This is a genomic window from Acinetobacter sp. I-MWF (assembly GCF_025433935.1).
Classification (GTDB): domain Bacteria; phylum Pseudomonadota; class Gammaproteobacteria; order Pseudomonadales; family Moraxellaceae; genus Acinetobacter; species Acinetobacter guillouiae.
In genome coordinates, this window is record NZ_JAMBAR010000001.1 from 2568249 (window position 1) to 2589915 (window position 21667).

The following is a 21667-nucleotide window of genomic DNA, read 5'->3' on the forward strand; positions in this document are numbered from 1 at the left end:
TTTAAATGAATCTACCAAACAAAGGTAGGAGAAAAGTTGAATAGCCCACATGATAGAGAATCGGAAAAAGTTATTGAAAATTGAATAATTAAAAGAAAAATAATGAAATTTATATATTTTATTTACTTTGTTATTTGTTTATTTAATTTAAGATATTATTTAGTATATATGCATAAATGGATTATGCGATGGACTCAAAACCACATGCTAAAAAGCCAACAATCAAAAATGAAAATTTAACCTCTACTCAAGCAATCTCACGTTCCCAGCAAGCTTTACAATTAGCACTGATTCAATGTCAGCAGGATTTACTCAACACGGCGCTGCTCGCTGCTGTTGTTATACAAATCAGAGATCTGCAAAAAAATCTACTGTGGTGTTCAGCCAATACAGATCCATTCGCAGAATTCCAGCAAGATCAAGATTTAGAAACAAAGCCAGATCACTATATTTATAGTGCGCCTATTCTTGATTTAACATCAGGGGAAACATGTGGTGAAGTGGTTTTATTTCACAGTTTAAATCAAGCAAATATTTTTGGACAATTGGCCGTTACGCAATGCGCCGAGATCATTGCACAAAAATTATATACTCAGCCCTTTAATTGTTTAACTATCCATGCATTTTCAGTACCACAGAAAATAATGATCAATGATCAGTCGATCCTTTTAACGCCACGGCAGTTTGAAATCATCTGTATTTTGATTCTAAATCCTTTGGGCTTAACTCTAGAACAGCTACATATTTATCTCTATGGTGATGAACAGATCAGTTTAAATACGCTTAAATCTGAGATTTCTTATTTAAAAAATAAGGTGGGTGAATTAATCTGTGCAAGAACCTATCAGATACAGGCAGAAATTCACGCGGATTTTAAAGAGTTGGAAGATGCTGTCGATGCGGGTTATCTTGATACAGTCAAGCAACTGTACCAAGGTCATTTCTTTATAAAAACCAAAAGCCCTTTTCTAAACAATTGGCAGCAGATTCTAAGTATGAGGATCAATAATCTACTTGTATAAACATCATTGGCTTGCGATCGATTAATACTTATCTCAAAGGCTCATTCTCAAAGCCCTACTCTCGAAATAACATTCTAAAATCCGATTTGTCAGATCTACCTTTAAAAATAATGTACAAAGCCTAAACCAATTTTTTGCCAATCAAGTTGGTTTTGTTGTTGGTACTCCCAATTGACGTTTAATGAATTTTGACGATTGAGCGAATATTGCAGTGTGCTCTGGATACGCAAATTCCACTCACTTGAATCTTGCCAATAGGGTAATTCGACTTGAACAATACTGTTTAAACGATCAGACCATACATTTTGACAGCCCAATGTTGGTCCTAGTCCAACGCGCCAGCCTTTATCCAATGATGTACCTGCTTGAAGCTGTGTTTGCAATTCCGCATAACAAAGATGCTTACGATCATCATCTGCAAGGGTATAACCAGATTGGGCTTTTGCACTGACCACACCATGTTGTTGCTGGTCACTGAATTGTCCATTTTGAATGGCTTCTTGCTGCCAGCCCAAAGTAAAACCCCAAGTTATTGGCATTTTAAACGGGGTGATGGGGTTATAAGAGTTTACCGTTAATACATCGAGATGTTCCAGTTTAAGTCGATCATCTCTCCATTGCGCGGCACCGTCCAGAAACAACAATTGCGTGCCTGTACGGAAGCCGCCCTGCGGATCTTTTAGTTCGTGATAAGCCTGACGATGACCAATTTGTACAAATTTTTCACCCTGAACCTCACCTGCTTCCACGGACCACTTACGTGAATCATGTCCATTGACTGGATCAACTTTGGGACGCACAGGCGCTAAACGTTGTTTCTCTATAGGGATTTGACTACGTAAGCCTAGCAGTTGTCTAAAACGCGGTTGAGTAAAGCTTGCATCGACCTGACGAGCAACGAATTGTAAATATAAATCGTCATAGGCCATTTCTAATATTTTTGCACGATCTTGATCATCATAATCAGCGATAGCCGCTTGCATCTGTTGTGGTTCTAATACCGCAATTGCATGGGCTTTTTTTGCCAATGCATGACCATGTTGTTTGGCCTGCGAATTTAATTGTGTTTCTAACGCTGGACGATATACCGCTTCTCGTACTAATCCCTGTTGCTCTACGGCTTTAATAGTTTCAATCGGGATCGCTGCATATGTAAATTGCTTGCGTAAATTCGAGCTTGGACGGACTAAATCAATCAAACCCAATAAACGATAGGCACAATTATCATTGACAAAATAATAAGGAAAACTGACTTTTTGCATTTCCCAAATATGTTTTACCAAAAAAGCGGTCTCTTCAGGATTTAAATTCAGTTCATATTCCCAAAGATCACGGCTTTCAAAATCACCATATTCTTTCACCTTGCGATAATAAGGCATTAAAGAATATTCACCAGGATATTTCCCAACTAACCCTTTCCATGCATAAGACCAATTGTCATCGCTGTTTACTGTGGCTGCATAATTCACAGCATAAGAGACTAAGTTGAGCTGCTTTTGATCTTTAGGATCGAGACGAAGCAAGGTATGTCCAAACATTGAGCTTGGATTGCCCATAAAATCAGTCGCATAAATTAAGGTCACTTGGTAGGGTTTGATTTGTGCATACCATTGATCAAACTCAGGACAGGACACAACGGGTAATTGTTGTTGTGAAATATTTAGTTGTTGCATCAGCCATTGACTACGTGCAGGAAATTTACAACGAATGGATTGATTGGCAGCAGCGACTTGAAATAGTGCAGTGATATCTGCATTCATTTCATTTTGGATGTTCTGTCGACCATCTTGAGCAAAGAAATAGCCAGAATAACTGACTTCGCTTTGATTTGTGTTTTTGTGACTTGTGTTATTGTGATTTAAATCTTTAGCAGAAGCATCTTCTGCATAAAGTAAGCGTTTCCATGTGATATGACTGGCTAATTGTTTTTGTTGTGCCAGTTTTAACGCATTTTCTAATGCCTGCTGATTCTCTAAAAGTGATTCCGCATGCGAATGAACGGTAAACAATGAACTGAGTAAGCTTAAACTAAGTACTAAATATTTCATTCAATCATCAATTTATATAGATATATTATAAAACTGCGCAATTAAGAAATGTTGGTTCAATACAAGAGTTCGCCCAATGTTCACTCATGCTTGATTCATTTTTTAATAATATGTATTTGATAAAATTTAAAGAAAAAAACCCTGCAACAAGGCAGGGTTTTTGACGCAATTAAACGTAAGCTTTTAACACTTCGTCTTTTGCCATCACTTGTTGTAGTGACGCTAATACTTGTAGTGAATTTTGATTTTCTGCTGAATAAATACTTGCAAAGTTTGACTTCGCCACAGCATTGAAACGTGCTTTATCTGCATCTTTAACATTTAACAATGAAGCAAGTACATTTAGGCTTTCACCTTGTCCTACAGCCATATCACGAGCAAGTGCTTCTGAGTTTTCATTGGTAAAGGTCACAACTTGCGCAGTCACTTTACCATTGCCATTACAACCTAAAGTACCAAACGTAATACCTAATAATTGGTTAGTTAAAAGACCATTGGTGGTTGCCGCTAAAATCTTAGGTATTTTTCCAGATTGACCAGCCCAAACTTGCGAGCCTAAACCACAACCCACATCTGGATCAGCCATAGCAACACTTGAACCCGCAGCCAATACAGCAGCCAAAGCGATTTTTTTTAACATATAATTCTCCAGAATTTTCATATGCATTGTTTTAATTCAACATATGTAAATTGTTATTTTCCATTGTGTGTAAGTTTGATTACACCTATTTAGATTTATCACATAAATTCAGATATGCAAATCTAAATGTGACAATTACGAAATTATTTATTGTACTTTTTTAATGACCAATCACCATTTTTATTACGATTTCCAAGAATTTTAAGCACCAAAACCAGACTCAAAAGTAACAGTAAATACCACGAACCTAGCTTGCCCCACCCCACCATATGCCATGCATCCACTTGACTTGGATACAACCAAATTTTATTAAAAGTGCTAATATTTTCAGCAACCCAAATTATAAATGCCAAAACAACCAATACTGGTAACATCGGAAGCTGAAATTCATGCTGTTGTAATTTAAAGCGAATTTTTGTTTTCCAAAAAATTACTACACTCCAAATGAACAATACATTGCGAAAATCTGGAATAAAGAATTTGCTCATAAAATTGATATATGACAATACTGCCAGACTCAACATATTGGCAAAACTAGGCAAATTTAAAAAAGAAACCTGATACAAACGTAGTGAACGTGCAAAAAAACTACCAACTGCCGAATACATAAATCCTGCAAATAAAGGCACGGTCAAAAGTTTAAAAACGGCAGGTTGCGGATATTGCCAAGAAGCAATTTGCGGGTGTGTTAAAAATATTTCCATCCCCATGGCCATGATATGAAATAAAGCAATGACTTTCGCTTCTGCCCAGGATTCTAGTTTTAAATACAATAAGCAGGCTTGAATGATCAACGCATAAAACAATAAACAGTCATAACGAAACAAACCATAAAATTCATGACTGCCCATACGTGCCGTAATGACAAATGCAATCAACAATAAAATACCAAATAAGGCAGCCGATGCTGCCTTAAATAGAAATTCATATAATGCTTTAAAATAGATCATAAATGCATTTACAACAATAAGTTAACCTAAATATTTGGCACTGTATTGGTGTACAGTGTCAATAAATGCTTTTGGTTTTTCAGGGTCAACCCATTGAGTAATACCATGACCTAAGTTGGCAATATAACCGGTTTTCTCACCATTGGCATAAGCATCATCCAACATGGCTTTGGTTGCTTTTTCAATAGAATCAGCTGAACCATACAAGGTTGCTGGATCTAAATTTCCTTGTAGCGCTGCACGCCCATTGACGGTTTGGCGCGCCACGTTTAACGGGGTTGTCCAATCTAAGCCAAATGCATCTGCACCTGTTGCAATCATTGGCTCTAACCATTGACCACCGCCTTTGGTAAATAAGATCACAGGTACTTTGCGCCCTTCATGCTCTCGTTTTAATCCTGCAACAATTTTCTGCATATATTTGAGTGAAAATTCTAGATATTCACGATGCGCTAATGCGCCACCCCAGCTATCAAAAATTTGTACAGCTTGAGCACCAGCCTCAATTTGAGCATTTAAATAGTCAATTACAGCATCGGCTAAACGATCTAATAAAGCATGTAAAACTTCAGGTTGTGCATACATCATCTGTTTGGTAAAACGGAAGTCTTTGCTTGAACCACCTTCCACCATGTAGGTTGCCAAGGTCCACGGACTACCCGAAAAACCAATTAAAGGCACTTGACCACCCAAAGCTGAACGAATGGTTGAAACCGCATTCATCACATAAGCCAGATCAGATTTGGCATCGAATTTGGGTAAATTTGCCACATCCTGTTCAGTACGAACTGTTTTATGGAATTTAGGGCCTTCACCTGTTTCAAAATAAAGCCCTAAACCTAAAGCATCGGGAACAGTCAAAATGTCTGAAAATAGAATTGCGGCATCAAGCTCATAACGGCGCAAAGGCTGTAAAGTCACTTCACAAGCAAATTCTGTATTTTTACAAAGAGAAAGAAAATCACCTGCTTTCGCACGTGTTTCACGATATTCTGGTAAATAACGCCCAGCCTGACGCATCATCCAAACCGGAGTCGTATCTACAGGCTCACGCAATAAGGCACGTAGAAAACGATCATTTTTTAAGGTCGTCATTTACTTTCCCAATCAAAAATTAAATTCGCCCCATCATAGCAAAAAGGCCTGCTACATAACCATTTCTAGAAAATTTTTCTCAATAAAGTTTTATTTGCTTGCTTTGATTTAAATTTCGTTTGGTATACGAAAATAAAACAAAACCAGCTGACAGAGAAAATGTCTATAGAAAAAAATGATTAACACAAAACAAATACTGCAACACCTTATAATTTCTGCAATACTTATACAGATTTTTAGTCATAAATTATGAATAATTCTTAAGGTTGATCTACATGTTCGTTCGCTCAATTCTTGCTTTGAGTTTAAGCTGTTTATTAACAGGTACAGCTTTTGCTGCATCTACAGCTGAGCAACCTCTAACGCCTAAAAAAGTTGCTGCTCCCGTTGAAGATCCTATTGATCCACTTGCTATTGACAGTTCTGCTTCAAGTGTAGAAACACAGATAAGCCAGCAAGAGCAACAAGACTTAGACAAAGCTGCAAACACGCTACAAAATTTAGAAAAAACTGAGGATAAAAACTCAGGTACTGCTATTGCCCCATCGGCTCCACAGACCACGACTGCAAAAACGGCAAGCAATCCCAACGCGCCTAAAGCATCTTGGACTTTAGATGGAATCAACAATGCAGAATGGTACGAAAATATTGGCAAGGGTCAATTCCCTGTCTATGCTCGTGCCCATGTCATGTTAAATAATGCACATGCTTCACCTGGTGCAATTGATGGTTCAAGCGGTATGAATACGCTGAAAGCCATTGCTTCATTCCAACAAATGAATGGCATTAAACCAACGGGTGAGCTGACCAAAGAAACTTGGGATGCATTAATTTCTCAACAAGGCAATAAACCTGCTTTTGTGGAATACACGATAACTGCTGAAGATCTAAAAGGTCCTTATGCAAAATCAATTCCACGTGATTATGCTTTACAAGCAAAAATGCCAGGTTTGTATTACACCCGTGTCACCGAAATGCTGGGTGAAAAATTCCATATGGATGAAGAGTTCTTAAAGAAACTTAATCCTAAAGCAACATTTAACAAAGTTGGTGAAAAGATCGTTGTCACCAATATCCGTAACGAATTGCCTGAAAATATCCATTTAATTGTGGCGCATAAAGGCGCGAAACAATTGTATTTATTTAATGCGCAAAACCAAATGGTCGGCTCATTCCCTGCCACGATTGGTAGTTCTGATACACCATCGCCAACAGGAACGTATAAAGTTACCGGTGTTGCACGCAACCCTTGGTATAGTTACTCGCCAAGTAACTTTGTACAAGGCAAAAACTTGAAACCATTATCATTACCACCTGGTCCAAATGCCCCTGTAGGGAATATCTGGATTGGCTTGAGTAAGAAATCATTTGGTATTCATGGTACGCCAAACCCATCTGCTATTTCGAAAACAGCTTCACATGGTTGTATTCGTTTGACCAACTGGGATGCCAATGACTTAGGTAAAAAAGTTAAATCGGGTGTAACAGTTAAATTCTTAGAATAATCTTATACTTGATGAAATAAAAACCAGTGTGCATACACTGGTTTTTTTATTGCAAAAGATAAAAAACTGATCGTTCTAAAAATAAAACAATATGTTGCTATTTTGCTATTTCATCCTAATTACTTAAATATTAATATTCACTCATGTTAAAAAATAAAGAATTGGAGACTTGAGATGAATACTTTTTTACATCACAGTGAAAACCGTGGTCACGTAAAAATGGGTTGGTTAGACACCAAACATAGTTTCTCTTTTGGTAGCTGGTACGATCCTAAATATATGGGTGTTGGTTCTTTACGTGTAATCAATGATGATACCATTGCAGCACATAAAGGTTTCGGTACTCACCCACATGACAATATGGAAATTTTGACCTGTGTACTCAAAGGTACAATTTCACACAAAGACAGTATGGGAAATGAACGTCATATCCATGCCGGTGAATGGCAATTGATGAGTGCGGGTACAGGTGTACAACACAGTGAAATCAACCAAGGTGATGAAGCCGTTCATATGCTACAAATTTGGGTGATTCCAAATGTTCAAGATGCTGAACCGAATTATCAACAAATTGAACGTGATCCTAAAAAATCACCTAATGAATGGCAATTGATTGTGGGGCCAAATGACAATGCGCCGATGCATATTCGTCAAGATGCTGAAATTAAAGCGGCATATTTGGAAAAAGGTCACACACTTGAAGTGAAAGCAACCCAAAAATTTAACTATGTACATGTGATCGAAGGTGAGATTGATATTGCGGGTCAAGTCGTTAAAGCAGGTGATGCTTATTTATTTGACGAAGATTCAACACTTACTGCACATGAAGATAGCCAATTTATTTGGTTTGATTTAAACAGCTAATCCGTATGCAATAAAAAAACCTCCGTATGTAATATATGGAGGTTTTTTTATGTCGAGCTTATTGAATAAGTTAGCAGCAGTGTTTAAGCGCAATAATCTTTTTTCTGATCTTTAATCAATGATAAAGCAGCATTCCAAGCGGCCTGAATAATCGGTTCAGCAGCATCACTTTCAAATTGCTTGACCGTATATTCACATATTTGCTTACTTGGATAATGCAGTTTTGAGCTGCTCATGGCTTTGATCTGAACTTGACAAGCCCGTTCTAAAAAATAAATTTCATGAAATGCTCTTGCAATACTATTGCCAGTGGCGAGCAAACCATGATTACGTAAAATCATGCAACGATAATTGCCTAAATCCTCAACCAAACGCTCTCGCTCTGTGGTGGAAAAAGCGATGCCCTCATATTCATGATAAGCAATATTATTATAAAATTTCAGTGCATGTTGCGACAAAGGCAATAAACCTTTTTCTTGTGCAGACACCGCAATCCCATCTGCCGTATGGGTATGAATAACACAGTGAATATCATCTTTGGCATGGTGCAAGGCAGAATGAATAACGAAACCTGCAACATTGACCATTTTCCCTTGGTCATAATCGGCCACAATATTCCCTTCATGATCAATCTTCACCAAATCTGATGCTTTCATCTGATCAAATGTCACCCCATAGCGGTTAATCAGAAAATGATCAGGCTCATGCGGGACACGTAAACTGATATGGGTATCAATCAAATCGGTCATTCTATAGTGTGCAATTAAGCGATACAGTGCTGCCAACTGACAACGTGCTTCCCATTCAGCCTTATCAATATGCTTTGGACGTTTCATCCTAAAATCCTTTTTATTGCCAATGTATAAAACATCATTACTTTTAACGAGAGTTCAACAAATTAACAAGTTTTAATTCGTGAATGGCGACTAAAGCATCAATTTTGGGGTTACAGAATATAAAAAATCCAAACCAATAATTGAATATTGATTTGGATTAAAATTATTAATTATCATATTTTTTATTATTATTTATATTTATCAAATTATTATAATAAAGCTTTATCTTTTATTTGTTTTCATTAAAATAAAAATTAAATTATTATTTATTTTAATTCTTCATTATTGTTATAAAACGCCCTCATTCGTTGTTATAAAAAATAGATTTAAATACTGAGCTGATAGAGTAATTTCTTACCCTTAAAAGTTAAATCCTTAATAAAAACAATATCTCTATTATCCAAGTAAGAAATAGCATCATCAATTTCAATGTAGTCTTCATCAATCAACCATGAAATATCCAGTTCGTTTAAGTCGACCATACCGACTAAGTAAATAGCCTGATTTTTATTTTGTCGATTTTGAATGTTTTTTAAAATTTCGCGTATCTTAATCCAGTCTTTCATATTTTAAATCTCATCGTGCTTACAGATTCTATTATATTTATTGGAGAATTAAATGCTAGATAGAAAAATGCCCTATGCGACAAAATTTGTCGCATAGGGCATCACCATAAAAACCCGTAATATCTGTATAAATTTCACCCATGAATATGGATAAGAATTTCCCCAACAATCGCTTTAAAATTGCAATATTAAAGCTTGAATTCATCCCCTATATGCTGTTTTCGTACTTATAGCCAAACAAGGAAAAATCACCTCTGCTTGTAGCGCTTGTTACAAACTCACTGCTAGCGTCCCAATTTTTTGTGCATGTGATTGACCTTTGCAAAATCACGATTCCATATTTCACTCGTGTACAAAATTTTGCTCAATGAGATGTCATACGCAATCCCATTCCCCACAACCAATAAATGCCACCCTTTTCACGATAAAATCTGCTGTTTAATCATTTGAAGTCACAATCTTATCCCTTTGCCTTAAGAAGACTGCGATAAGGACTTTGCAGCATCACTTGATTCTAGCTTGATCTCATCGGGCTGTTTTTCTCCACGATTTAAAAATAGATTCAATAAAATTGCAGCCAAAGTTGCTGTACCAATTCCACCCAGATCAAATGATCCGATATGTACACTAAAATTACCGGCCCCCATGATCAAGCTGACCGCAGCAATAATTAAGCTACTGTTTTTAGTGAAATCAATTTTGTTATCAATCCAAATCTTTGCACCAGCCACTGTGATTAAACCAAACACCACAATCGAAGCACCACCTAAAAGCGCAACAGGAATAGTACTGATCACAGCTCCAAATTTAGGTGATAAGCCCAACAAAATGGCAAAGATCCCAGCAATCACAAAGACAGTGGTTGAATAAATTTTAGTGACAGCCATAACCCCAATATTTTCAGCATAGGTGGTCATGCCTGTCCCACCAACAGAAGCTGACAAACTGGTACATACACCATCGGCAAAAAAAGCACGTCCCATATAAGGTGATAAATCACGACCTGTCATCGCAGATACTGCTTTAAAGTGACCTAAATTTTCAGCGACCAGAATTATTGCCACAGGTGCAATTAACAGCATGGCATTGGCATTAAACGTCGGTGCAACAAAATGTGGTAGGCCTAACCATGCAGCATTGCTGATGACTGCAAAATCGATAGCTTTGCCAAAGCCCATTACATTGGCAAGGATAAAATATAAGACATATGCACAGACCAAACCCAACAACAATAATAAGCGACGCATCATGCCTCGGGTGAATACAGCAATCGCACTGATACACAGAATGGTTAGAATTGCCATCCAAGTATCAAATGAATTTGCTGAAACACTTTTAATGGTGACAGGTGCCAAATTTAGTCCAATGATCATCACGATTGCCCCTGTAACAATCGGTGGCATCAACTTTTCAATCCAACCCGTTCCAGTCTTCATGACAATTAAACCAATCGCGGCATACAGCAAACCACAAGCGATGGTCCCCCCCAAAGCCAAGGCAATATTCGGATTTGATCCCACACCTGCATAGCCCGTTGCAGCGGCAACAGCACCGATAAATGCAAAACTCGATCCGAGATAACTCGGCATTCTTCCACCCGTTATCAAGAAGAATAAAATCGTGCCGATACCCGTGATAAATATAGTTAAATTGGGATCAAAGCCCATCAGCAAAGGCGCGAGAACTGTTGCACCAAACATTGCAAAAGCATGTTGTAAGCCCAAAACGATACTTTTTCCGACAGGTAAATATTCATCAATTTGCACAGGGGTTTGATCTAAATTTCCTGTGTATGGTTTAAATGATGTAAACCATGGTTCTTTTGTCGCCATTTTCTAAGTCCCCATATTGAGAGATCAACATACATTTTGAGGTTCACAGTAACTGCGTTTGAAATATAGAAGTGCATTTAAACTTGGGTTGTGACGAATTGCTTTGACCTGACAAAACAATACATCGTGGCTGCCGACCACTTGACTGGATACCACTTCACAGTCAAATGAAATTAGGGCGTTATCTAATACGGGAGAACCCGTCACCAGCTCACTCCATTCAGCTTGCGCAAACCTCTGTTGCATCGGTGTTTTGCCACCAAAGAGATTTGATAATTCGGCTTGATTTGAACCCAATGTATTGACACATAAAACTTTATTTTCAGAAAAAATGCGATATACCGAAGCAGCCCGATTGAGACATACCAATAAGGTTGGAGGTGAATCCGTTACACTACACACTGCGGATGCGGTAAAACCTGCCTGCCCTGCATCGCCTTTGGTGGTGATCACATTGACCGCAGCACCTAGGTTAGACATACCTTGTCTAAAGATAGCTTGATCGATTTCTAAATGGACATTGGCTTCACACGGCGTGTTAAACTCAATTATTTCACCAGTAAGTGCACTTTCCTGTTTGATCATTTGCATCATGACGCTCCCACCTCAATGCGCAAATGTTCATCGAGGTTAAAATTCTTTTTGAAAAAAATGATTAAAACGCATAGGCAAATCTAGACATGCTCTATCCCACATGTGCTACAGATGCAATTTCTACTAAGGCTTCAGGTTTAACCAGTCCGACCTGTACACAATATCGAGCGGGTTTATCATTGGGAAAATATTCAGCATAGACCCCATTTACTGCAGCATAATCCGCCCAATCTTTGACGAATATTGAGTTAAAGGTAATATCATCCATTGTCCCACCTGCAGTTTCGATGATGCTTTTAATGGTTTCTAAAATATGCCGGGTTTGCCCTGCGGCATCACCGACATAGACCACATCATTATTTTCATCAAAAGCCAACGTACCTGAGACATAAACAATATTGTCTGCTTTGGTTGCTGGCACATAAGGTGCAAGGGGCTTAGCCGTACCTGCTGGGATCACAACTTGTTTCGACATTTTGAATTCCTTTATTTTTCCTGAAAGCATCTTCGCCATAGACTTCAGTACTAGAGATGGCACAAGACACTTAACCTGTTGAAAACCATTAAGCCGATTGACTGAAAGTCACAGAATTTGGCTGTGCCTGTTGAGTATTAAATGTCTTTATAAATGACGCTGTGTCAGACACCCATCCAAAAAAAGTTCGAATGTTATATAAGGCTGCCTCTTGCGCTGCTGGCGGACCCGCTTGATAACATGCATCTTTAAGCGCCACACCAAAGTATTCCAAGAAAAAACCATCTCTGAGGGTTGATTCCACACAAACATTGGTGGCGATCCCAACGAAAACTAAATTTCGGATCCCACGAGCACGTAAAATGCTGTCCAGTGCTGTATTAAAAAAACCGCTATAACGTGGTTTCTCGATCACAATGTCTTGAGCTTGAGGCCTTAACTCATCAATTAATGCAAAATCCCACCCCCCTTTTGCCAATAACTTGCCTTGTAAGTCAGGATTTTTACGCATGGTTTTTAAGGCATTGGATTTATGAAAGTTAGGAGAACCTAGGCCACCTGCTTCTACATATTGCTCATCCCATCCGTTTTGAAAATAGATCACTTGGATGCCCGCGGTATGTGCTGCATCAATGCTTTTTTTAATATTGGCGACCACAGGTTGAGTGGCTGAAACATCAAAACCAGCCAAATCTAAATAACCACCGATTGAGGTATAAGCATTTTGCATATCAATCACGATAAGCGCCGTTTGTTCTGGTGCAAGCTGAATTGATTCTGGTTCTGCTTTTAAGACTCTACCTGTTCCTGCATGTGCGGTAAAATCTGTACAGACCAGATGTTCTACAGCTTTAGCGTCATTCATCATAGTCATGCGCTTTTCTCCAAAACGGGTTGAGCTGGTTTTTGATAGCTTGCAACAACCTCTTTCCGGCAACTCATCAACGGTTGAATACGTTGTCCAAAATCCTCAACTCCTTGTATAAAATCATCAAAAGTTAAAAGAATCCCTTCTGTACCTTGAATTGTAGAAATTTCATCCAGCATCTTGGCTACATTTTCATAAGAACCAACGATTGTTCCCATGTTGATATTGACGGGTGAAACACTTGAAGCCATTTGACGAATATTGGTATCTGTACCCGATGTTTGATCTTTGCCGCCTTGGTTCATTAACCAATTAATCGCCTCTAAATCTGCGCCTTGGTTGTAGTTCTCCCATTTCTCCATGGCATGTTGATCTGTCTCTGCGGCAATCACCATAAACAGCACATAGGTTTGTACATCTCTTCCTGTTTGGTCGGTATGTGCTTTTAAACGGTAATTAATTTCAGCGTAGGCAGTTGGTGTATTTAACCCTTTGCCAAAGACAAAATTATAATCTGCATATTTTGCAGAGAACGCTAAGCCCGCATCAGACTGGCCTGCACAAATAATTTTCATATCAGCTTGTGGCTTAGGCTTTACTTGGCAATCCTCCATTTGGAAAAACTCACCTTTAAAATCAGATGTTCCTGTTGCCCAAAGTTCACGTAAAATTTCCACATATTCAGATAAATAATCATAACGTTTAGAGAAATAATCATTCCCTGGCCATAGCCCCATCTGAGTATATTCTGGTGGTTGCCAACCCGTCACAACATTTAACCCAAAACGTCCATTTGAAATTGAATCAATCGTAGATGCCATACGTGCCACGATGGCTGGTGGCATCACCAAAGTCGCAGCTGTCGCAAAAATTTTAATTTTGCTGGTGACTGCAGCTAAACCCGCCATTAATGTAAAAGTTTCTAAGTTATAATCCCAAAATTCAGTTTTACCACCGAAACCACGCAATTTAATCATCGACAATGCAAAGTCAAAACCATAATGTTCCGCACGTTGTACAATCTGTTTATTTAACTCAAATGTTGGCTTATATTGCGGTGCATTTTCTGAAAGCAACCAGCCATTATTTCCAATCGGACAAAACACACCAATTTTCATAGCTAAACCTCACTGGACAAAAAATATTCTAAAAAAGTCTGATTAAAAATTTAAAACTTCACTCAACTTATAATTATCAATAATGCATACTGCATGCCACTAAATTTAATATATTGTTTTTATTATCAAAATTTTAATAATTATTTTTTATTTTACCTTTTGGTAAAATTTATGATTTTCTTAAGCAAAAAAAATAAACTAAAATAGTGCATAAATGCATCATTTTAGATCATTAAAAATTCTATAATCAGATTTAAATAAAAATAAAAAACCGCATAAAAATGCGGTTAGATAGCATAGCAATTGGAGTTTAATAAACCTGTATTTTAATAAAACAAACAACCCAATAAAAATCAAAATTTAAACCGAAATTAAAACGATAACAAAATCAATATTTATAATATTTTATAAGCACCCTCAACAGCTAATCGAAGCAATCTTACATATATTTTTTATGACCATCATAGCCAATATTAATAATCCTATTAGCAGCTATCATAGTTTTTCCTAACTTTCATTTTCTAAAGAAAGCGCTGGCTTTCAGCCTACTTTGGCCTCAGATATCGTCAAAAAATAAATCGTACAGTACAACAATTGGCAGAAGTAGCTCCATTTTTAGATCAACATAAATCTACTGAACTTGTTCAGCGCTGATTGCTTTATCTCACCAGCCATTGTGGGTTATGACTGCTAAGTACAATTGTTCTAAATCCATATTTTGGTTGTGGTTTATAGTACCTCTTCTACTAAATTTTGAATTAAAACCTGATTGACTGTCTTACTCTCTGTTACAGAGGATGCATGTGCTCCTGTTTCCAACAGTGTTAATACACCATGTCCCAATGCTTTTTTAAGATCTATACTCTTTTGATAAGGCACTAAAAAATCATCTTTGTTGGCAATATAATACACATCAGTTTTTGCCAAAGCTGCGACATGTTCGGGTAAAATTTTAAAACTCATCAATGCATTCAAACGTACCAATACATTGTTGATGGGTGGAAAATCATCAAATCCAGAATTTTCAATCTCCTGAATTTTTTGGATATGTTTTGAAATATATGCAGGGGGATATAGAAATAAAGCTTGTACCCGTATATAGGCTTCAGCACCTACATTTTCTAACAAAGTAATACGTGCCTGAAAACACTTTTGTGTATGTGGATCAAGCGCATCCCAAGCATTAATAAAAGTAAGACTGGTTAATGATATATCTGTATTTTGAACCAAGACCGCCAATTCTGCCCCGATGACCGCGCCCAAAGCATGTCCAATAAAATGACATCGTTTGATCTGTTGTTGTTGCAGAATATCTAGAATTTGTTTGGCCATATTTTTGATTGAGTATGATGTTGGCAATGCATCAGAATCTGCATGACAACCTTCCTGATCATAAACAAGTACTTGAAAATATTGAGTTAACGTTTCAATTTGTGGCTGCCAAAATGAGGCGTGCCCACCTAAACCTGAAGATAAAACGACAATCTCAGCATCTTGCTGAGTAACACAAGGAAAAATTCGATAGCTCATTGTATTACCATTCTATTAATTTGTTGATTTAATAACAGCAAAAAATATGCCGAATACTTGTTATGTTTAGGTTGGTTTTTTTAAGGCTTTTGATGACGAATGTAAACGATAGGATTTTTATCCGACCATTACACAAAAACATAACAGCAGCATATTTTTGACATAAAACTAAAAAGACGCTTGATAAAATGAATCTTTTATTCAAAATAATTCGATATCATAAACATAGACCTACCCATTAAAATTTGGATATTGGATTAAATCTCTTAAATGTATCTTAAAAAAAAAGCAACATGAATGTTGCTTTAAAATAGCAAAGACATTCAGTCTTATCCGAATTGATTGTTTCAATCAACGCATCCGCTTTAAGTTATAAGTTACAACGCCCCAGATTTCAAATTCTTGCCCTTCTTCAATATAAATATTTTTAAATTCCGGATTCTCAGCCTTTAACCAAACTTTCGGTGGATCAAACTGCTTATCAATCATCAAGCGCTTCACAGTAAAATCATTATCAATACGGGCAATGACAATATCGCCAGATTTCGCAGAAATGCTACGATCTACAATCAAGGGGTCTTCAATATCTATGCCAACATCCAACATCGAAAGCGAATTTGCTTTAACAATAAAGGTAGAACTCTCATTTCGAATTAAATATTCATTCATATCCAATGATTGTTCTATGCTATCTTGAACAGAAAATGGCACGCCAGCAGCGACTCGTTCTGTCGCAAGCGGAATCTGATAAATCTTATCATTCTTAGGCTGAATGGTCTGGATATTTATGCTAGAGCTTAAATCACTGAGCTGGCCGTTTTTGAAATTTTTCAGTAACCAGTTTTTGATAAAATCTACTTGTGACTCTGGGACACGGATGACTTTGGTCGGCTCACTAAACTGTGCCTTACGCCCAGCATTGGCTCTCGCACCTCCGTGTTCAAATTCTACTTTCTTAGACATTATTTATCCTATATGCTTCATAAAAGCCTGTAAAATCAATATAGCTTGAAAAAGTTACAAATTCAAGTTGACGGCAAGTTTTTTTTGAATAACAATAACTCTATCGATCAGTTTTGATACATCTATTTGAACAAGGACGACAAAGATAATCAATATACTTATCATAAATCAATAATTTAGAATACAGACATCTTGTTAATTTATTGATATTTTTGAATAAGTTCTCTGATCCCACTTAAGCACTTAATTGATTGATTTTCTATGTGGAGACATAAAAATGGCGACTCAACGTGATGCAATTCTTGGTTATGCAGACGAACAACATGCTTACTATATTCGTTTGATTGAAGACAATAATGTGTTAGGCAGCCAGTATGGTTTATTTTGTGAAAATACCAATAGCGATATCGCTGAAAGTATCATGACCACATTATTTTTAAAGAAATCATTTTGGCTCAATGGTTCTGAATTTAGTGATATTGTTAAAGGTTTAGAACCTCTTCCACTTTAAGCGGATGCCAACCTGATAAAATTGGATCTGCTTAAATATTCAACTGAAGTTTATGATTTGATATGTATTTCGTGATTAAAATGTCGTTGTATTCCCCTCAATACAACGACGATTTAATTTTCAATTGATCATGCTGTCGATTGCATTTAGATGTTTGTCTTAAGCACTGAACTTTTGAATCAACCGCTTTCCGTCCATAATCTCTTGTTTGATTATTTCTTTTTCGTTATTCCTACTTTATCCATTTCTTAATTATCTTGCCCTTTTATTGAGTCTCTACTGAGCGCTTTATCAGTCACTTATAAAGATCATTGATCACCTCGTATTCGCGAACTGCTGAAATACTCAGATCAATCCAATCTCTCCTGTTTATTCATGGCACTTATTTTGCTTAATAGATATTACGTTTTTCAATAATCGTAATACTCAAGCTAAAATGAGGGCGGTAAATATGGGTTATGTCGCAAAGGAAATTCGTCAAAAGAACAAGCTATTACTGAGCTTGTGTTCTTTTCTGATCCCTATTTTGCTCTGGTGTTCGGTCAGTTATTTACCTTTTATTTGGCACCCTCAAGTGCAAATTACAAATTCTGGTAGTGTCTCGTATTTTCAAGTTGGCAGCCGTGTTGAAAAAAGTGTGTTCTATAGTGAGGCACAAAATGCAGTTGATCACCATTCTGCACCACCACAAGGTATTTTAGTTAATCCCATTTACTTACCTGCTCCACATGAAGTGGCTAAAGCCTTGGTCACTGCATTTACAACACCACCAGAACAACCAGATACTCCATGGTTTCATCAAAGCTTATGGCACAGTATTAAAATCGTTTTTTCTGCTTTTTTAATCTCTTCAATTTTTGGTATTCCGCTGGGGATCCTCTGTGGTTTCTCACAAAAAATATCGCTACTTACAGAACCTTTTGTTGAGTTTTTCCGTTATTTACCTGCACCTGCATTCGGTGCGCTTGCTGTTGCTATTCTCGGAATCAATGATGCGCCTAAGATTGCAATTATTGTAATTGGAACGCTATTTCAACAAATCCTAATTATTGCCAATACAACCCGTATGGTCGATAAAGGCTTAATTGAAGCGGGCTATACCCTTGGAACCAATAAGCTTAAAAGTCTATTCCATGTGGTGATTCCTGCGGCTTTTCCAGATATTTACCGTGATTTACGTGTCTTGTTGGGTTGGGCGTGGACCTATTTGATTGTCTCTGAATTGATTGGTACGACCTCGGGTATTACATGGTTTATTACCCAACAAGCACGCTATCAAAACTTTGACAATGTCTATGCTGCGATCTTGATTATCGGAGTGATTGGACTGGTGTGTGATGTGTTATTAATGAAATTGGGCGAGCGTATGTTCGCCTGGAAAGCAGGGGTAAAATAATGAATGACTCAACTTTTAATTCAGCTGAATATTTTCAAAAAATTTATGCACGCCCTGTCATCTTAGAGGCCAAACAACTCAGCCAAGTATTTAAACATGGTAAAACTGAACGAACCGTTTTAAATCAATTGGATCTTAAAATCCATAAGCGTGAATTTATTTGTGTGATCGGTCCATCAGGTTGCGGAAAATCAACCTTAAGCCGAGTGATTGCAGGTTTAGATCCATACCATAGTGGTGAGATCTTGGTCGATGGCGAAGCTATTACAGGCCCAAGCCCTGAACGTGGCATGGTATTTCAGGGCTATACCCTATTTCCTTGGAAAACGGTTAAAGAAAACGTCATGTTCGGCCCAAGAATGAAAGGTGCCAGCCAAATGACTGCGGAAGCCCATGCACGGGAATGGATCAATATTATTGGCTTAGACAAATACGAAAACCAATATCCACATCAACTTTCAGGTGGAATGAAACAGCGCGTTGCTATTGCACGAGCTTTGGTTAATGAACCTAAAATCTTATTGATGGATGAACCTTTTGGTGCGCTTGACCCGCATACCCGCCAGAAGATGCAAAAGCACTTAATGGATTTATGGCAAAACATTGATATCACCATTATTTTTGTTACGCATGATATGGATGAAGCCATCTTATTGGCTGACCGTATTGTCGCGTTAAAAGCCAATCCTGGTGAAATTAAAGAAATTATTGAAGTAGATTTACCGCGCCCGCGTTCATTAGATCTTATGACAACGCCCGCTTTTCAACATTTAAGAGCGCGAGTGGATCAGTTGGTCCATGCTCAGGAAGATGAGCTTGATCCATCACTACAAGATTTACCCAAAATACCGCGAATGACCCAAGTCAGTACAGATAAATAAGCAAACAGATTTTTAGGGCATTTAGGACGACCCAAATCGCTGAATTCTTTGTTGGACGGCCAACCTTGGTGATATTCATGTCAAACACATATGTTTTACCGCTGGTGGACATTTCTTTACTCTCCAGCCCTGAGCTTCAAGATCGACTCACGGTCGCACACGCTTTAGATCAGGCATGTAAAGATGTTGGTTTCTTATATTTAACGGGAAAACAATTTAACCCTGAATTATTTCAAAAGCTTTATAACACTGCCCAGCAATACTTTGCCCAAGATACTGCCATTAAGATGCAAAATTATATTGGCTTATCAGAAAATCATAGTGGTTATGTGCCAATCGGTGAAGAACGCTTTGTTGAAACAAGTTATGATCTCAAAGAGGCCTATGATGTCAACTATGATCACCAGAGCCAAGCAGATCGTCGCCCCTTGGTTGGCCCAACACAGTGGCCTGATGACCCGATATTTAAGCAGCAAGTCTCTGCCTATTATCAGCATATCAAAGCGGTTGGGCATGAAATTTTCCAAAGTTTTGCACTAGCACTTGGTCTAGATGAGCATTATTTTGATGCACATATTTCCAAAGCCCCCAGCCAACTTCGCCTGATTCATTATCCTTACCATCCTGAAATTCAGGATAAAGAAGGTATCGGTGCGCATACCGATTATGAATGTTTTACTTTGCTATTACCCACTGCGCCTGGACTACAAGTGCTTGATAAAACGGGGCAATGGATTGATATCCCCCTGCTTGAAAATACATTGGTCATGAATATTGGCGATATGATGGAAATTTTATCCAATGGTCGATATTTAGCAACCAAACATCGTGTTAAAAAAGTGGCTGAAGAACGCTATTCATTCCCGTTTTTCTTCTCTTGTGATTATGACTATGTAATTCAGCCTTTAATCAAAGATCAGCCTGCACAATATGCGCCTTTAAAAGGTGGTGAACATCTTTTTAATCAAACCGCACAAACCTTTCAATATCTCAAAGAAAAAGTGGCACGGGGCGAAATTCAACTTGAAAATGCCCGCCCGCTTTATTCATTTGGTTTAAGCCAAAATGAGGAGTCGAAATGAACTTATTAGACCTTTGTATGCAACTTAAACCAACAGATGATTCAACCTGCTTATTGCCCCAATATTTATTGGGTGCTTTTCGCCGTAAGAGCATTACCTTTGCCAATGGTTTAACCGATGAAAACACCCTCGTCTATTGGTTTCAATCCAAGACATTTACCATTGATTTACGCTTAAAAGATTCTCAATCAACACCCGTTTTAGAACGACAAGGTTGGGTTGGCGATACCCTTTGGGATGCTCAAAATCAATTGCTTTCATGGCATCTCAGCAGTAATTATCAAAATCATGTGCAATGGCCCGAACCCGCCAAATTGTATTCGATTGGCAATGCCATACTCGAGTTTTCACCGAGCCATGCTTATGTTGAGGATTGGCGTCAACAAGCGACGCGTGGCATTTATCTTGGCTTACGTTTATTTAAAATTGAAAATACTGAGTTAAATACCAGTTATCCTGCGGATGGCGGCTTGATCCTTTGTGATCATTTTATTGCCTTTGCCAAGTCTCGACATCCCGAAATACAACAGGTTTTTAAATCTGCTGAGACGTTAACAGACGCTATTTCAAAGCAACAGATCAGTCTAGAAGCTATCCAAGACTATGAAGTTTCGATCAGTTTTGATCAACAGATCATTGATCTTAGTACCATCACCAACAAAGTTGGAAGCAAGATTGATCTTGAAAACTTCCAACAGTTTGATCACAACACACTGCTACAACAGCGAATTATCGATGGTGAACTTTGCCGTTTATATTTCACACTCGATGTATTTCACCCAGATTTTTGTTTTACAACACTGACGGGCACTTCAACTGCTAGCAAAAGTTGGTTTGATCATGAAGAAAATCACCTTTTCCATCATGCAAAAATAGCCTTATAAGGAATAT

At 37.7% G+C, this 21667-nt stretch carries 21 protein-coding genes; 8 read left to right on the forward strand and 13 right to left on the reverse strand.

The genetic code is table 11. The features are described from left to right. The first annotated feature begins 188 nt into the window (after positions 1-188). The gene (locus tag M2R48_RS11940) at positions 189-1022 is read left to right on the forward strand and encodes a helix-turn-helix domain-containing protein (RefSeq protein ID WP_262086261.1); all 834 of its coding nucleotides are present in this window, start codon (positions 189-191) and stop codon (positions 1020-1022) included. 101 nt (positions 1023-1123) lie between these two features. Here the strand turns inward: M2R48_RS11940 and M2R48_RS11945 are convergent, their stop codons facing one another. The 4 genes from M2R48_RS11945 to hemE all read right to left on the reverse strand — a co-directional run bounded on the left by M2R48_RS11945 (position 1124) and on the right by hemE (position 5755). After that, positions 1124-3070, reverse strand: coding sequence for a DUF4105 domain-containing protein (locus M2R48_RS11945; RefSeq protein WP_262086262.1), 1947 nt, complete (start codon positions 3068-3070; stop codon positions 1124-1126). Positions 3071-3239: 169 nt separating this feature from the next. Continuing rightward, on the reverse strand, positions 3240-3710 hold the full coding sequence (locus M2R48_RS11950) for a DUF3015 family protein (protein ID WP_004724626.1): 471 nt from the start codon (positions 3708-3710) through the stop codon (positions 3240-3242). A 143-nt stretch (positions 3711-3853) separates the two neighbouring features. Then, positions 3854-4660: a DUF817 domain-containing protein gene (locus M2R48_RS11955; RefSeq protein ID WP_262086263.1), complete on the reverse strand. Its 807-nt coding sequence runs from the start codon at positions 4658-4660 to the stop codon at positions 3854-3856. 21 nt (positions 4661-4681) lie between these two features. Next, entirely contained in the window at positions 4682-5755 is a 1074-nt protein-coding gene (gene hemE, locus M2R48_RS11960; RefSeq protein WP_034611784.1) for a uroporphyrinogen decarboxylase, read from the reverse strand. 275 nt (positions 5756-6030) lie between these two features. On the opposite strand from hemE, the gene M2R48_RS11965 reads away from it, so the two are divergent. Beyond that, positions 6031-7260, forward strand: a complete 1230-nt coding sequence (locus M2R48_RS11965; RefSeq protein ID WP_004724632.1) for a L,D-transpeptidase family protein — start codon at positions 6031-6033, stop codon at positions 7258-7260. Positions 7261-7434: 174 nt separating this feature from the next. After that, entirely contained in the window at positions 7435-8124 is a 690-nt protein-coding gene (locus M2R48_RS11970) for a pirin family protein (protein WP_004724634.1), read from the forward strand. An 83-nt stretch (positions 8125-8207) separates the two neighbouring features. Here the strand turns inward: M2R48_RS11970 and M2R48_RS11975 are convergent, their stop codons facing one another. The 9 genes from M2R48_RS11975 to M2R48_RS12015 form a co-directional block, all read right to left on the reverse strand. After that, on the reverse strand, positions 8208-8960 hold the full coding sequence (locus M2R48_RS11975) for a class II aldolase/adducin family protein (protein ID WP_262086264.1): 753 nt from the start codon (positions 8958-8960) through the stop codon (positions 8208-8210). A 326-nt stretch (positions 8961-9286) separates the two neighbouring features. Further along, positions 9287-9526 carry a hypothetical protein gene (locus M2R48_RS11980; RefSeq protein WP_004724636.1) on the reverse strand — a complete coding sequence of 80 codons (240 nt, stop codon included), beginning with the start codon at positions 9524-9526 and terminating at the stop codon, positions 9287-9289. Positions 9527-9999: 473 nt separating this feature from the next. Beyond that, entirely contained in the window at positions 10000-11358 is a 1359-nt protein-coding gene (rutG, locus tag M2R48_RS11985; protein ID WP_262086265.1) for a pyrimidine utilization transport protein G, read from the reverse strand. A gap of 24 nt (positions 11359-11382) precedes the next feature. Further along, on the reverse strand, positions 11383-11952 hold the full coding sequence (rutF, locus tag M2R48_RS11990) for an NADH-dependent FMN reductase RutF (RefSeq protein WP_410004161.1): 570 nt from the start codon (positions 11950-11952) through the stop codon (positions 11383-11385). A gap of 91 nt (positions 11953-12043) precedes the next feature. After that, positions 12044-12427 (reverse strand): pyrimidine utilization protein C, encoded by a 384-nt coding sequence (gene rutC, locus M2R48_RS11995; RefSeq protein WP_262086266.1) that lies wholly within the window; start codon positions 12425-12427, stop codon positions 12044-12046. Positions 12428-12515: 88 nt separating this feature from the next. After that, the gene (rutB, locus tag M2R48_RS12000) at positions 12516-13292 is read right to left on the reverse strand and encodes a pyrimidine utilization protein B (protein WP_262087489.1); all 777 of its coding nucleotides are present in this window, start codon (positions 13290-13292) and stop codon (positions 12516-12518) included. Between the two features lie 5 nt (positions 13293-13297). Then, positions 13298-14413: a pyrimidine utilization protein A gene (gene rutA, locus M2R48_RS12005; RefSeq protein WP_262086267.1), complete on the reverse strand. Its 1116-nt coding sequence runs from the start codon at positions 14411-14413 to the stop codon at positions 13298-13300. Positions 14414-15142: 729 nt separating this feature from the next. Further along, positions 15143-15943, reverse strand: a complete 801-nt coding sequence (gene rutD, locus M2R48_RS12010; RefSeq protein ID WP_262086268.1) for a pyrimidine utilization protein D — start codon at positions 15941-15943, stop codon at positions 15143-15145. Positions 15944-16294: 351 nt separating this feature from the next. Continuing rightward, complete coding sequence (locus tag M2R48_RS12015) at positions 16295-16906, reverse strand: LexA family protein (RefSeq protein WP_262086269.1); 612 nt, start codon at positions 16904-16906, stop codon at positions 16295-16297. Between the two features lie 277 nt (positions 16907-17183). Between M2R48_RS12015 and M2R48_RS12020 the strand changes: the two genes are divergently transcribed. The 5 genes from M2R48_RS12020 to M2R48_RS12040 all read left to right on the forward strand — a co-directional run bounded on the left by M2R48_RS12020 (position 17184) and on the right by M2R48_RS12040 (position 21660). Then, on the forward strand, positions 17184-17417 hold the full coding sequence (locus M2R48_RS12020; RefSeq protein WP_004724652.1) for a hypothetical protein: 234 nt from the start codon (positions 17184-17186) through the stop codon (positions 17415-17417). A 451-nt stretch (positions 17418-17868) separates the two neighbouring features. Next, a complete protein-coding gene (locus tag M2R48_RS12025; RefSeq protein WP_262086270.1) occupies positions 17869-18813 on the forward strand; it encodes an ABC transporter permease in 945 nt (314 codons plus the stop codon). Then, complete coding sequence (locus M2R48_RS12030) at positions 18813-19694, forward strand: ABC transporter ATP-binding protein (protein ID WP_262086271.1); 882 nt, start codon at positions 18813-18815, stop codon at positions 19692-19694. Before M2R48_RS12025 ends, M2R48_RS12030 begins: the two co-directional genes overlap by 1 nt. A 77-nt stretch (positions 19695-19771) precedes the next feature. Continuing rightward, positions 19772-20776: an isopenicillin N synthase family dioxygenase gene (locus tag M2R48_RS12035; RefSeq protein ID WP_262086272.1), complete on the forward strand. Its 1005-nt coding sequence runs from the start codon at positions 19772-19774 to the stop codon at positions 20774-20776. Beyond that, complete coding sequence (locus M2R48_RS12040) at positions 20773-21660, forward strand: hypothetical protein (protein WP_262086273.1); 888 nt, start codon at positions 20773-20775, stop codon at positions 21658-21660. Before M2R48_RS12035 ends, M2R48_RS12040 begins: the two co-directional genes overlap by 4 nt. Positions 21661-21667: the final 7 nt, after the last annotated feature.

What these genes read in the sequence shown, in the direction of transcription:
- rutA (WP_262086267.1), bottom strand. Translation starts at nt 14,413, where the DNA reads ATGAAAATTGGTGTGTTTTGTCCGATTGGAAATAATGGCTGGTTGCTT.
- M2R48_RS11945 (WP_262086262.1), bottom strand. Translation starts at nt 3,070, where the DNA reads ATGAAATATTTAGTACTTAGTTTAAGCTTACTCAGTTCATTGTTTACC.
- M2R48_RS12015 (WP_262086269.1), bottom strand. Translation starts at nt 16,906, where the DNA reads ATGTCTAAGAAAGTAGAATTTGAACACGGAGGTGCGAGAGCCAATGCT.
- rutB (WP_262087489.1), bottom strand. Translation starts at nt 13,292, where the DNA reads ATGAATGACGCTAAAGCTGTAGAACATCTGGTCTGTACAGATTTTACC.
- rutF (WP_410004161.1), bottom strand. Translation starts at nt 11,952, where the DNA reads ATGATGCAAATGATCAAACAGGAAAGTGCACTTACTGGTGAAATAATT.
- rutC (WP_262086266.1), bottom strand. Translation starts at nt 12,427, where the DNA reads ATGTCGAAACAAGTTGTGATCCCAGCAGGTACGGCTAAGCCCCTTGCA.
- M2R48_RS12035 (WP_262086272.1), top strand. Translation starts at nt 19,772, where the DNA reads ATGTCAAACACATATGTTTTACCGCTGGTGGACATTTCTTTACTCTCC.
- M2R48_RS11965 (WP_004724632.1), top strand. Translation starts at nt 6,031, where the DNA reads ATGTTCGTTCGCTCAATTCTTGCTTTGAGTTTAAGCTGTTTATTAACA.
- M2R48_RS11970 (WP_004724634.1), top strand. Translation starts at nt 7,435, where the DNA reads ATGAATACTTTTTTACATCACAGTGAAAACCGTGGTCACGTAAAAATG.
- M2R48_RS11940 (WP_262086261.1), top strand. Translation starts at nt 189, where the DNA reads ATGGACTCAAAACCACATGCTAAAAAGCCAACAATCAAAAATGAAAAT.
- M2R48_RS12025 (WP_262086270.1), top strand. Translation starts at nt 17,869, where the DNA reads ATGGGTTATGTCGCAAAGGAAATTCGTCAAAAGAACAAGCTATTACTG.
- rutD (WP_262086268.1), bottom strand. Translation starts at nt 15,943, where the DNA reads ATGAGCTATCGAATTTTTCCTTGTGTTACTCAGCAAGATGCTGAGATT.
- M2R48_RS11975 (WP_262086264.1), bottom strand. Translation starts at nt 8,960, where the DNA reads ATGAAACGTCCAAAGCATATTGATAAGGCTGAATGGGAAGCACGTTGT.
- hemE (WP_034611784.1), bottom strand. Translation starts at nt 5,755, where the DNA reads ATGACGACCTTAAAAAATGATCGTTTTCTACGTGCCTTATTGCGTGAG.
- M2R48_RS11980 (WP_004724636.1), bottom strand. Translation starts at nt 9,526, where the DNA reads ATGAAAGACTGGATTAAGATACGCGAAATTTTAAAAAACATTCAAAAT.
- M2R48_RS11950 (WP_004724626.1), bottom strand. Translation starts at nt 3,710, where the DNA reads ATGTTAAAAAAAATCGCTTTGGCTGCTGTATTGGCTGCGGGTTCAAGT.
- M2R48_RS12040 (WP_262086273.1), top strand. Translation starts at nt 20,773, where the DNA reads ATGAACTTATTAGACCTTTGTATGCAACTTAAACCAACAGATGATTCA.
- rutG (WP_262086265.1), bottom strand. Translation starts at nt 11,358, where the DNA reads ATGGCGACAAAAGAACCATGGTTTACATCATTTAAACCATACACAGGA.
- M2R48_RS11955 (WP_262086263.1), bottom strand. Translation starts at nt 4,660, where the DNA reads ATGATCTATTTTAAAGCATTATATGAATTTCTATTTAAGGCAGCATCG.
- M2R48_RS12030 (WP_262086271.1), top strand. Translation starts at nt 18,813, where the DNA reads ATGAATGACTCAACTTTTAATTCAGCTGAATATTTTCAAAAAATTTAT.
- M2R48_RS12020 (WP_004724652.1), top strand. Translation starts at nt 17,184, where the DNA reads ATGGCGACTCAACGTGATGCAATTCTTGGTTATGCAGACGAACAACAT.